Below are 12642 nucleotides of genomic sequence, written 5' to 3' on the forward strand. Positions count from 1 at the left end.
CCGGTGGTCCGAGCCCGACTGCCCCTGGAGAGGTTGTCGGGCCGGACCACCGGCGCTGCGAAGTCGCTACTTGTCGGCGGTCTTCTTGCCGTAGCGCGCCTGGAACCGGGCCACGCGGCCACCGGTGTCCATGATCTTCTGCTTGCCCGTGTAGAACGGGTGGCAGGCGCTGCAGACGTCGGCGGCGATCTTGCCGGACGTCTCGGTGCTGCGCGTCGTGAACGTGTTCCCGCAGGTGCAAGTGACCTGGGTGACGACGTACTCGGGGTGGATTCCAGCCCTCATGTTGCTCCTTGGTGTGATGCCGCTGGGTCGCCCTGCAGAACCGCAGAGACGTGAACCAGCGAGCCAGCCAATCATTCTGCCACTACCTCGCCCGTGCGGGCGAGGAAGACCGGTGTGACGTGGGCCGGACCGTCAGACGGTCTCGCCCACGTTCTCGTCCTCCGTCAGGCCGCCCGGCGTCGTCTTCTGCACGTGCAGAAGGAACTCGACGTTCGTCTTGGTCTTCCGGAGCTGGCCGAGCAGGAGCTCGGCGGCCTGCGTCTGGTCGAGCGCGCCCATGACGCGGCGCAGCTTGTAGACGATGGCGAGCTCGTCCTTCGACATGAGGATCTCCTCGCGCCGGGTGCTCGAGCTGTTGACGTCGATCGCCGGGAAGATGCGCTTCTCGGCCAGGGACCGCGAGAGCCGCAGCTCCATGTTGCCGGTGCCCTTGAACTCCTCGAAGATCACCTCGTCCATCTTCGAGCCGGTCTCGACCAGCGCGGTGGCCAGGATGGTCAGCGAGCCGCCGTCCTCGATGTTGCGGGCGGCGCCGAAGAACTTCTTGGGCGGGTAGAGCGCCGCGGCGTCCACACCACCGGACAGGATCCGGCCCGACGCCGGGGCGGCCAGGTTGTAGGCGCGCGACAGGCGGGTGATGCCGTCGAGCAGCACCACGACGTCCTGGCCCAGCTCCACGAGGCGCTTGGCCCGCTCGATGGCGAGCTCGGCGACCAGCGTGTGGTCCGAGGCGTGCCGGTCGAACGTCGAGGAGATGACCTCGCCCTTGACCGAGCGCTCGAAGTCGGTGACCTCTTCCGGACGCTCGTCCACCAGTACGACCATGAGGTGGACCTCAGGGTTGTTGGCGGTGATCGCGTTGGCGATCTGCTGCATCATCAGCGTCTTGCCGGCCTTGGGCGGCGCGACGATGAGGCCACGCTGGCCCTTGCCGATCGGCGCGACTATGTCGATCACGCGCGGCGTGAGCTTGGTCGCCTCCGGGTTCTCCAGGCGCAGGCGCTCCTGCGGGTAGAGCGGCGTCAGCTTGGTGAACTCGGGGCGCTCACGCGCCTCCTCCGGCGTCATGCCGTTCACGGAGTCCAGGCGCACCAGGGCGTTGAACTTGTTGACCTTGGCGTTGCGGCCGGTCGGCTGCTGCGGCGGCTCCTCGCCGTCGCGCGGCTGCCGCACGGCGCCGACGACGGCGTCGCCGCGGCGCAGGCCGGCCTTCTTGACCTGGTTCAGCGACACGTAGACGTCGTTGTTGCCGGGCAGGTAGCCCGACGTCCGGACGAACGCGTAGTTGTCGAGGATGTCGAGGATGCCGGCGACGGGCAGCAGCACGTCGTCGTCACGCACCTCGACGCTCTCGAGGCCCGCGACGTCCGGCCCCTGGCGGCCGCGGCCACGCTTGCGGTCCCGGCCCCGGTCCCGGCCACGACGGCGGCGCGAGTTGCGGTCCTCGTCGAGTTCGTTGGCACGCTCGTTGCCGCGGTCGGCCGCGCGGTCGTTGGTCCGCTCTGCGGTGCGCGTGTTGCCGCGCTCGTTCCGGTCGGCGGTCCGCTCGGTGGCGCGCTCGCCTCCGCGATCGTTGCTCCGGGCGTTCTGCCGGCCGTTGCCGGACTGGCCGTTGCGGCCCTTGTCGTCGCCCGCCTTCTCGGCGTTCCCCTCGGGAGCGCCCTGGCCACGGCCTGAGCGGCGTCCGCCGCCCTGCTCGCGCGGGGCCGCCACGGCCTCCGCCAGCTGGGCCAGACGGGCGGCCTTCTCGGCATCCGTACTCGCGGCGGCGCGCACACCCGAGGTGGTGACCTCGGCGGCGGCGACCGGCGCCTCGGCACGGGCGGACTTTTCGTTGTTCGTGGGCTGCTCTGCGTTGTCAGTGGGCTGCTCCACGGCGGAAGCGGCACGGTTCGGACGCTTCGTCGCGCCGCCCGTCTTCTCGCGGATGGTGTCCACGAGGTCGCTCTTGCGCATCCTGGAGGTGCCCTTCACGCCCAGGTCTCCGGCGAGTGCCTGGAGCTCGGCGAGGCGCATGCTGCTCAGTGCTCCGGTCCCGGCCACGCGGCCGGCGGCTGACTGAGCGTTATCGGTGGTGTCTGTCACGAAGGACCCTTCCCCCTCGAACTGCGGCTGGTCGCGTGATCGCGGGCCGCGGGATAGTGGGCGCCCGGCGCTGAATGGCCGGAACGCGGAAAACCTCGCATCCGTGGTACGACGACGACGGCTGACGGGGGCGTTGTCTGCCTTCTCGCGAGATGCGGTGGCCGTTGGTCACGGCCTGCTACGGGCACGGATGAGCGGCTGAGGCTCTACTGAGTGTAGGAACTCTGCCGGATTAGGCGGTGGGGATCCGATGTTGAATCCGAGTTCCCGCCACCATGGCTCAGGACGTGCTATCCCGAAGGTTCACTGCATACTACCACCCCGTACTGCCGGCGATCCTGGTACGACTTGACTCCCGGTTGCACCTGACGAGCCGGACGATAGCGCACCTGTGTTTCCGATAATTCTCCGCGCGCGAGCACCGGTCATGTCGATCCCCGGGCTCAACCGTCGCCAACCGGCCGTCTCGTCCACGAGATCCGCCAGGACGGCGTCCCGCCGGGCCCGGTGCTCCGGTCCGGCGAGCACCAGAACGGTCGGCCCCGCACCGGAGACGGTAGCGGGCACGCCCTCGTCCCGCAGAGCTCGCAGGAGCTCGCTGGAGGCCCCCAGGACGGCCGCTCGGTAGGGCTGGTGCAGCCGGTCCTCGGTGGCGTCGAACAGCAGCTCCGGACGTCGGGCCAGTGCCTCCACCAGCAGCGCCGCCCGGCCCGCCGTGAACGCGGCGTCGGCGTGCGACACCCGCGCCGGCAGCGCGGCCCGCGCCCGGGCGGTCGCGAGGCGGGCGTCGGGCACCAGCACGGTGGCCTCGATGGTCGGGTCGACGTCCAGGCCGACGGCGCGCGGGCCGTCGGCCGTTGTCCAGGCGACTGTGGCCCCGCCCTGGATCGCTGGCGCCGCGTTGTCGGGGTGCCCCTCGAACTCCGTGGCGAGCGCCAGCACCGCCGCCGCGTCGACGGCCCGCGGCTCGGCCAGCAGGGCGCGAGCGGCGACGATCCCGGCCACCACCGCCGCCGACGACGACCCGAGACCCCGGCCGTGGGGAATCACGTTGTGGCACGTCATATGGATGCCGGTGGGTACGGCGCCGGCCAGGTCCATGGTGCGCCGCAGCGCTCGGACGACCAGGTGGTCCTCCCCGAGAGCGACCTCCCCGGCGCCTTCGCCCTCGACCTCGACCACGACCTCGTCGGCTGCCACGAGGCGCACCTCGACCTCGTCGTACAGGGCGAGGGCAAGGCCGAGCGAGTCGAACCCCGGTCCCAGGTTCGCGCTGGTGGCGGGCACCCTGACCCGCACGTGGTCGGCGCCGAGCTGCATCAGAGTGACAGTGCGTCGGCGATCGACACGACGTCGGCGGAGACCCGCACGGGCTCCACCTCGCCGCCGTCGGGCGTCCGGAGCGCCCAGCTCGGGTCCTTGAGCCCGTGGCCGGTCACCGTGATGGTGATGCGCGACCCCGCGGGCACCAGGCCACGCTCATGGCGTGCCAGGAGGCCCGCGACGCCGGCCGCGGACGCCGGCTCGACGAACACGCCCACCTCGGCGGACAGAATCCGGTGCGCGGCGAGGATCTGCTCGTCGGTCACGGCCTCGATGACACCGCCCGAGGCGTCCCTGGCTTCCTCGGCGAGCTGCCACGAGGCGGGGTTGCCGATGCGGATCGCGGTGGCGATCGTGTCCGGCTCGTCGACCGGGTGACCCTTCACGATCGGGGCTGCGCCCGCGGCCTGGAAGCCCCACATGGCGGGCGTCCGGCTCGCGACCCCGGCGTCGGCGTACTCCCGGAAGCCCTTCCAGTACGCCGTGATGTTCCCGGCGTTGCCGACGGGCAGCAGGTGGATGTCCGGGGCGTCGCCGAGCGCGTCCACGATCTCGAACGCGGCGGTCTTCTGCCCCTCGATGCGGTCGGGGTTCACCGAGTTCACGAGCTCGACCGGATGGGTGTCGGCGAGCTTGCGGGCCGCGACGAGGCAGTCGTCGAAGTTGCCGTCCACCTGGAGCAGGCGCGCGCCGTGCGCGACCGCCTGGCTCAGCTTGCCCATGGCGATCTTGCCGTCCGGCACGAGCACCGCGCAGATCATGCCGGCGCGCGTCGCGTACGCGGCGGCCGACGCCGACGTGTTGCCCGTCGACGCGCACACCACGACCCGGGCGCCGCGCCCGGCAGCCGCCGAGATCGCCGCGGTCATCCCGCGGTCCTTGAACGATCCGGTCGGGTTCATGCCCTCGACCTTGACGTAGACGTCGGCGCCCGTGCGCTCGGACAGCGCCGGGGCGGGGACCAGCGGCGTGCCGCCCTCGCCCAGCGTCACGATCTTCTGCCGCACGTGGGCGGGCATGCGGTCGGCGTACTCGGCGATCACGCCGCGCCACAGGCGCGAGGCGGAATTCGCGCCGGAGGCAGCGGACGGGACGTTCGGTTCAGCGGGCAGTACAGGAGGCACGGTTCAGCCTTCGACTCTCAGGACGGACGTGATCTCGCGGACCGGTTCGAGCTTGCGCACCGCCGCGATGGTGGCAGCCAACGACGCCTCGCGGGCGGCGTGGGTGGTCAGGAGCAGCTCGGCGGTGCCCTCGGAGGGCCCAGTCTGGCGCACCGTGTCGATCGACACGCCGTGATCGCCCACCACGCCAGCGACCTGGGCGAGAACACCCGGCAGGTCGGCGACGAGCAGGCGGACCTGGTAGCGCGTCACGGCGGCGTCCGCCGGCAGCAGGGGGCGGGCCGCGTAGGTGGACTCCTGCGGGCCCTTGCCGCCCAGCACGCGGTGGCGGGCCGCCGCGACGACGTCGCCCACCACCGCCGACGCCGTCGGACGGCCGCCGGCGCCCTGGCCGTAGAACATGAGCGGGCCTGCGGCGTCGGCCTCGACGAAGATCGCGTTGAACGCGCCCTTCACGCCCGCCAGCGGATGGTCGAGCGGTACGAGCGCGGGGTGCACGCGCACGGAGACGCCCTCGCCGGTCTGCTCGGCGATGGCCAGCAGCTTCACGGCGTGGCCGGTCCGGGCGGCCCAGGCGACGTCGTCAGACGTGATGCCCGTGATGCCCTCGCGGGCGACGTCGTCCGCCGAGACGCGGGTGTGGAAGGCGAGGCTGGCGAGGATCGCGGCCTTGGCCGCGGCGTCGTACCCCTGGACGTCGGCGGTGGGGTCCGCCTCCGCGTAACCGAGCTCCTGCGCCTGTTTGACCGCCTCATCGAGGTCGAGGCCGGTCGTGGCCATCTGGTCCAGCACGTAGTTCGTGGTGCCGTTGACGATGCCGAGAACCCGGCGTACGTGGTCGCCCGCGAGGGACTCGCGCACGGGACGCACGATCGGGATGGCGCCCGCTACGGCGGCCTCGTAGTAGATGTCGACGCCGGCGGAGTCCGCGGCCTTGTAGAGCGTGGGGCCGTCCGCTGCCAGCAGTGCCTTGTTGGCCGTGACGACGGCGGCGCCGCTCTCGATGGCGCGCAGCAGCAGGCCGCGCGCCGGCTCGATGCCGCCCATCACCTCGATGACGATGTCCGCGTCATCCACCAGGGGCTCGACGTCCTCCGTCAGGAGGTCGCGCGGGATGACCGCGTCGCGGGGGCGAGCGACGTCGCGGACGGCGATCCCGGCGAGCTCGAGCGGCGCACCGACCCGGGCGGCGAGATCCACGCCCTGGTCGAGCAGCATCCTGGCCACCTCTGTGCCCACGACGCCGCAGCCGAGCAGTGCAACACGCAGCCCGCGTGCGGGCTCGGGAACGTGGACAGGCACAGCGATCCTGCTTTCGTTTTCGGGAAACGGTCCGGTCCGGTGCAGGTCCACACGAGGAGTTCCGGACGTTGCGATCAGGGTAACCGGAGCATCTGACACGCGAGGTCCGTGTCTCACCACGGAAGCGCCGAGGTAGAACCAGGGCGAGATAGAACTGTGGCGAGACAGAACCGCAGCGGTCGGCGAGTGCCTCGCTGCGGTTCTGTCTCGCCACAGTTCTACTTCGCCCTGGTTCTACCTCGCCAGAGTTCTGTCTCGCCCTGGTTCTACTTCGGCGAGGAGCGACGGGCGGTGCGGGTCAGGCCTCGTTTACTCCGTGGCAGACCTTGTACTTCTTGCCCGAGCCGCACGGGCACTGCGCGTTGCGCGGCGTGCCGGGGAACGTACGGCCGTCACTCGCGGCGGCCGTCGCCTCACCGTGCAGCGCGGCACGACGGCGGGCGCCGTCGGACGACTGCACGAACGCCGAGCCCGAACCGTCCTCGTTCGGCGCCGAGTAGGTCAGCGGCTGCTGCCTCGGGGTGTCGAGGCCCTTGGCCAGCAGGATCGGCTCCGTGGCGGCGCCCGCCGCACGACGGGGCCGCGGCGCGGGCGGCTGGCCCGGCTGCTCCTGTCGCGGCACGGAGGCCGGCTGGACAGCGGGTATCTGCGTGGTCGGCGGGGCGTCCGGCTGGCCGGTGCCCAGGCGGCCGCGCGGCGGGACCGGTCCGACGGTGGGCAGCTCCGGACCGCCGTCGCCGGCCTGCTCCGCACCCGGCTGCTGCACCGTGACCTCGAGGTTGAACAGGAACCCGACCGACTCCTCCTTGATGGCGTCGGTCATGGCCTGGAACAGCTGGAAGCCCTCGCGCTGGTACTCGACCAGCGGGTCGCGCTGCGCCATGGCGCGCAGCCCGATGCCCTCCTTGAGGTAGTCCATCTCGTAGAGGTGCTCGCGCCACTTGCGGTCCAGCACCGAGAGCACCACGCGGCGCTCCAGCTGGCGCATGGCCGGAGACGTGAGCTCTTCCTCGCGCGCCTCGTAGGCCACGCGCGCGTCGGACAGGATCTCGTCCAGCAGCATCTCGCCGGTGAGCCGGTCGATGCCGCCGGCCTCCTCGGCGATCTCGTCGGGCGTGAGCGACACCGGGTACACGGCCTTGAGCGCCGTCCACAGGGCGTCAAGGTCCCACTGCTCCGGGGTGCCCTCCGCCGTCGCGTTGGTCACGTACTCCGTGATGGTGTCGGTGAGGAAGTGCTGCACCTGCTCGCGCAGGTCCTCACCCTCGAGCACCCGCAGACGCTCGGCGTAGATCACGCTGCGCTGCCGGGAGAGGACGTCGTCGTACTTGAGGACGTTCTTGCGGATCTCGAAGTTGCGGGACTCCACCTGGCCCTGCGCGGACATGATGCCGCGCGTGACCATCTTGGACTCCAGCGGCATGTCGTCCGGGAAGCCGGCGCGGTTCATCATCGACTCGGCGAGGCCGGAGTTGAACAGGCGCATCAGGTCGTCCTGCATCGACAGGTAGAACCGGGACTCCCCCGGGTCGCCCTGCCGGCCGGAACGGCCACGCAGCTGGTTGTCGATGCGGCGGGACTCGTGGCGCTCGGTGCCGAGCACGTACAGGCCGCCTGCCTCCTTCACCTCGTCGTGCTCCGCCGCGACGCGGGCCTTCGCCTTCTCCAGCGCCTCCGGCCAGGCCGCCTCGTACTCGTCGGGCGTCTCGACCGGGTCGAGGCCCCGCTCCGCGAGCTCGGACACCGCGAGGTACTCCGCGTTGCCGCCGAGCATGATGTCGGTACCACGGCCGGCCATGTTGGTGGCGACCGTGACGGCGCCCTTGCGGCCCGCCATCGCGACGACCGCGGCCTCGCGCTCGTGCTCCTTCGCGTTGAGCACGTTGTGCGGCACGCCGGCCTTCTTCAGCTTGGCGCTCAGCAGCTCCGACTTCTCGACGCTGGTGGTACCCACCAGGACCGGCTGCCCGTAGGCGTGCCGCTCCACGATGTCGGCCACCACCGCGTTGAACTTGCCGTCCTCGTTCTTGTAGACGAGGTCGGGCTGGTCGAGGCGCTGCGGCGGCCGGTTCGTCGGGATCGGCACGACGCCGAGCTTGTACGTGCCCTGGAACTCGGCGGCCTCGGTCTCGGCCGTACCGGTCATCCCGGAAAGCTTGCTGTACAGGCGGAAGTAGTTCTGGAGGGTGATCGTGGCGAGCGTCTGGTTCTCCGCCTTGATCTCCACCCCCTCCTTGGCCTCGATGGCCTGGTGCATGCCCTCGTTGTAGCGACGGCCGGCGAGGATACGGCCCGTGTGCTCGTCGACGATCATGACCTCGCCGTTCAGCACGACGTAGTCCTTGTCGCGCTTGAACAGCTCCTTCGCCTTGATGGCGTTGTTTAGGAACCCGATCAGCGGCGTGTTGAGCGACTCGTAGAGGTTGTCGATGCCGAGGTAGTCCTCGATCTTCGCGATACCCGGCTCGAGCACACCGACCGTGCGCTTCTTCTCGTCCACCTCGTAGTCCACCGTGGGGACCAGGCGGCGCACGACCTTCGCAAACTCGTTGTACCAGCGGTTCGCGTCGCCGGCCGCGGGGCCGGAGATGATCAGCGGCGTGCGGGCCTCGTCGATGAGGATCGAGTCGACCTCGTCGACGACGGCGAAGTTGTGGCCGCGCTGCACCAGGTCGTCCACCGACCACGCCATGTTGTCGCGCAGGTAGTCGAAGCCGAACTCGTTGTTCGTGCCGTAGGTGATGTCGGCGGCGTACATCTCGCGGCGCTGCGCCGGCGTCTGCCCCGACAGGATCACGCCCGTCGTCATGCCCATGAACCGGAAGACGCGGCCCATCAGCTCACCCTGGTACTTGGCCAGGTAGTCGTTCGTGGTGATGACGTGGACGCCGTCGCCCGTCAGCCCGTTGAGGTACGCGGCGGTCGTCGCCACCAGCGTCTTGCCCTCACCGGTACGCATCTCGGCGATGTTGCCGAGGTGCAGCGCCGCACCGCCCATGATCTGGACGTCGAAATGCCGCTGGCCGAGCGTGCGGTGCGCCGCCTCCCGGATCGCAGCAAACGCCTCCGGCATCAGCTCGTCCAGGGTGGCGCCGTGCTCCAGCCGTTCCCTGAAACGTGCGGTCTCCTCACGCAGCTCGGTGTCGCTCAGCTCGACAAAGCTGGGCTCCAAGCGGTTCACCTGCTCAGCCACGGAATGCAGCTTCTTCAGGACACGTCCTTCGCCTATGCGCAGGACCTTGTCGAGGATGGACACGCGGGTTCTCCCAGCTCGAGGTCAAGTTTCGCCGTCGTCCATCGTAGGCCGTAAACCTGGGCGTGTGGCCCAAAGACCGGCGGCGGACCGGCGGGTTCGCTCCAGGGGTAACGTCAGCGAGGCTCGCCGAGTTCCGTCGGAGTCACCGATGCCGTGTCGGCGAACGGTTCCGACGGCGCCGGGCGCTCCGCCTGCACGCCCCGGCGACCCGCCTGCACGTCGCGCATCCCCTCGGCCACCGCGTACCCGAGCGCCACCTCGGCCGCCTCGTCGGCCAGCGCCTGACCGGCCGTGCCGTACAGGTGGAACACCGCGTCGGCACCGTGCCGCTCGAGCTCGGCCACGTCGTCGTCGTACCGGGCGACGGCCGCGACCGTGCCCTCGAAACCGCTCGCCCGCAGCTGGGACAGCGCGATGAGGTTGGCCGCGTGGAACGGCATGGCCAGGATCGCGAGCCGGACGGCGCCGGCGCTGCGCACCCTGCCCCAGAACTCGATGTCCGTCGCGTCGGCCTGCACCACCGTGAAGCCCTGGGTACGCAGGGTCGCGACGCGCGCCGGGTCGTGCTCGACGCCCACGACGTTCATGCCGTAGTCCTCCCGCAGCTGGCGGACGGCGCCGCGGCCCACGCGCCCCATGCCGAGCACCAGCGCCTCGGCACCGGACACGTCGATGAGCCGCTCCTCGCGGTGCAGCCACTCGTTGGGCTTGGACGGGAACCGCTTGGCGAGCGCCATCGCGTACTCGTTGCCGCGGGTGTTGACGGCCGAGGACAGTACGAAGCTCGCGGCCACGGCGACGGCGAGCACGACCAGCCACTCGTCGTTCAGCAGACCGGCCTGGGAGCCGACGGCGACGACGATCAGGCCGAACTCGGAGTAGTTGGCGAGCACCAGCCCCGACAGGATCGCCGTGCGTTTGCGCAGCCGCATCAGGCGCAGCAGCACCGCCGTCACGATCCCCTGCAGCGGCAGCATGAGCAGCAGGAGCAGCCCGATCGCCGCGGCCTGCCAGGTGAGCGCGCCGGAGAAGCCGATCGACACGAAGAAGCCGACGAGCAGCAGCTCCTTGACCGTGAACAGGTTGCGCGACAGCTCGGTGGCCGCCGGATGGCCGGCCAGGAGCATGCCCATGACCAGGGCGCCGAGGTCACCCTTGAGGCCGACCGCGTCGAACAGCGCGTAGCCAGGACCGAGCGCGACCGCCACGCCGAACAGCGCCTGCAGCTCACCGTGGCCCACCCTCGACCACACCTTGCGCAGCAGCCAGGCCCCGGGGATCAGCAGCACGAGGGCGAACGCCCACAGGCTCGGCGGGTGATCGGTGGCCACGGAGAGGAAGACGACGGCGATCAGGTCCTGCATGACCAGCACACCGATGGCGATCCGGCCGTAGAGGGCGGACTGGTCGGAGCGGCCGTCGAGCACCTTGACCACGAACACCGTGGAAGAGAACGAGAGGGCCAGCCCGAGCAGGGCGAGCACTCCCAAGCCGTCGCCGTCGAGCATCGAGAACCCGACCACGGCGAGCAGCCCGAGGAACCCCATGGCGATGGCGACGCTCATCACGAGGTGGGCCACCGTGGTGAACCACACCTCCTTGCGCACCAGCGTCTTGACGTCGAGCTTGAGCCCGATGCCGAACAGCAGCAGCGTCACACCGAGGTCGGCGATGGTCCCGAGGTAGCCCGGCTCCGCGACGCCTGCCGCGTGGAGGGCGAACCCGGCCACCAGGAACCCCACGAGCGGGGGCAGCCGGAGCAGCACCGCCCCCAGCCCGGCCGCGACCGTAACTATCAGAAAGAGCGCCGCGGTGACCATGACCAGAGTTTAGTTGTCGCGTGTTTCAGGCTGTGACCGTTTCAGGCTGTGGCCGCGGCCGCGTGCAACGCGGGTGAAAGCGTCCCCCTGGCCTCGACAGTCACCCCCTCGAGCCCCAGCCACCGCGCCATCGCGCCGAGCTCGGCCGCCAGCCGCGCCGGCGTGTTCTCCGTCACAGTGGGCTCGGCGTGCGCCGACTGCACGCGCAGCACGCCGGCCGCGCGGTCCGCCTTGAGATCCACCCGTGCGGTGAGCTGCGCGTCCTCGAGGAACGGCAGCACGTAGTACCCGTCCACACGCTGGGCGGCGGGAGTGTAGATGCCGATCCGGTACCGCATCCCGAACAGCCGCTCCAGCCGCTTGCGTTCCCACACCAGCGGGTCGAACGGCGCGAGCAGCGCCTGCCCGGCGGCCCGCCGCGGGCGGGCCGCGTCGCGGTGCAGGAACCACTGGTCGGAGCCGCCCTCGACCCGGGCGGGCAGCAGCACCCCCTCGTCGACGAGGTCGGCCAGCGCCTGGTCCGCGACCCGCCCCCGGAGCCGGTAGTAGTCCTTGAGGCAGCGCGCCGTGCCGATCCCATGCGCTCGCGCGCCGAGCTCCAGCAGGGCCCGCTTGGCCTCCGCTTCGGGCACCTCCCCGAGGGCCGACGGCGGCAGCACGCGCTCTGGTAGGTCGTACAGCCGCTCGAACTGCGCGTTCCGCCCCGCCGAGACCACCTCGCCCGTGAAGAACAGGTGCTCCACCACCCGCTTCTCGGTGCTCCAGTCCCACCACGTGCCCCGCTTGCGGCGCACGGAGCGCCCCTCGGACACGAATCGGTCGTGGATCTGGGAGGCCGAGAGCGGTCCCTCCGCGGCCACCAGGTTGCGCACCTCCTGGACCTGCGGTGCGTCGGGCAGGCGGACGCCGTCGAGCTCCCGCCAGTCGTAGTCCTGCGCGAACCACCGCCGTCGGAACGCCAGCAGCGGCCAGGCGTGCGGCGGCACGTAGGCCGCTACGTGCGCCCAGCTCTCGACGAGCCGGCGGTCCTCGGCCGCGCGGCGGCCGGTACGCAGGGCGTACCTGCCCGACGCCGTGGCGCGGTCCAGAAGGTCCGTGTCGTACGGGCCGAGCCGCGCGAACAGGGGCAGCAGGTGGGCCCGCGCCAGGACGTTCACCGAGTCGATCTGGAACAGGCCCAGCCGGTCGATCACGCCCTGCACGTGCCGCATGGTGCGCGGCCCGTCGGCGCGCGGGCGATGCAGGCCCTGGGCCGCGATCGCCACGCGCCGGGCCTGGTCGAGAGAAAGAGAGATCGATGGCACGCCCCCATCCTGCCTGCCACCACTGACACTCCCCGCGCAGCCCGCTGAGTTCTGGATATTCGCCCTTCCGGGGCCCGATGCAGGGCGAATGTCCAGCACCCAACGGGGGTGGGGTTTGGTACCCATACGACGCCGACGGCGAC

General features: G+C 70.9%; 7 protein-coding genes and 1 pseudogene. All 8 read right to left on the reverse strand.

Annotated elements, in window-relative coordinates; genetic code table 11:
* Positions 1 to 66: 66 nt before the first annotated feature.
* Positions 67 to 285 (reverse strand): 50S ribosomal protein L31, encoded by a 219-nt coding sequence (gene rpmE / locus EW117_RS28855; protein ID WP_129790167.1) that lies wholly within the window; start codon positions 283 to 285, stop codon positions 67 to 69.
* 132 nt (positions 286 to 417) lie between these two features.
* Positions 418 to 2370, reverse strand: a complete 1953-nt coding sequence (rho, locus tag EW117_RS28860) for a transcription termination factor Rho (protein WP_165362916.1) — start codon at positions 2368 to 2370, stop codon at positions 418 to 420.
* Positions 2371 to 2673: 303 nt separating this feature from the next.
* Positions 2674 to 3690 (reverse strand): homoserine kinase, encoded by a 1017-nt coding sequence (thrB, locus tag EW117_RS28865; RefSeq protein WP_129790168.1) that lies wholly within the window; start codon positions 3688 to 3690, stop codon positions 2674 to 2676.
* Complete coding sequence (thrC, locus tag EW117_RS28870; protein WP_277986499.1) at positions 3690 to 4748, reverse strand: threonine synthase; 1059 nt, start codon at positions 4746 to 4748, stop codon at positions 3690 to 3692. Before thrC ends, thrB begins: the two co-directional genes overlap by 1 nt.
* 72 nt (positions 4749 to 4820) lie before the next feature.
* Positions 4821 to 6119, reverse strand: a complete 1299-nt coding sequence (locus EW117_RS28875) for a homoserine dehydrogenase (RefSeq protein WP_129790170.1) — start codon at positions 6117 to 6119, stop codon at positions 4821 to 4823.
* A 298-nt stretch (positions 6120 to 6417) separates the two neighbouring features.
* Positions 6418 to 9375, reverse strand: a pseudogene (gene secA, locus EW117_RS28880) (preprotein translocase subunit SecA).
* Between the two features lie 113 nt (positions 9376 to 9488).
* On the reverse strand, positions 9489 to 11195 hold the full coding sequence (locus EW117_RS28885) for a cation:proton antiporter family protein (protein ID WP_242504644.1): 1707 nt from the start codon (positions 11193 to 11195) through the stop codon (positions 9489 to 9491).
* Between the two features lie 41 nt (positions 11196 to 11236).
* Complete coding sequence (locus EW117_RS28890; RefSeq protein WP_129790172.1) at positions 11237 to 12499, reverse strand: winged helix-turn-helix domain-containing protein; 1263 nt, start codon at positions 12497 to 12499, stop codon at positions 11237 to 11239.
* Positions 12500 to 12642: the final 143 nt, after the last annotated feature.

The sequence above is a fragment of the Promicromonospora panici genome (assembly GCF_900608595.1).
Taxonomy (GTDB): domain Bacteria; phylum Actinomycetota; class Actinomycetes; order Actinomycetales; family Cellulomonadaceae; genus Promicromonospora; species Promicromonospora panici.

Excerpts from the sequence above, each read along its gene's own strand:
- rpmE (WP_129790167.1), bottom strand. The coding sequence starts at position 285 with ATGAGGGCTGGAATCCACCCCGAGTACGTCGTCACCCAGGTCACTTGC.
- thrB (WP_129790168.1), bottom strand. The coding sequence starts at position 3,690 with ATGCAGCTCGGCGCCGACCACGTGCGGGTCAGGGTGCCCGCCACCAGC.
- EW117_RS28885 (WP_242504644.1), bottom strand. The coding sequence starts at position 11,195 with ATGGTCACCGCGGCGCTCTTTCTGATAGTTACGGTCGCGGCCGGGCTG.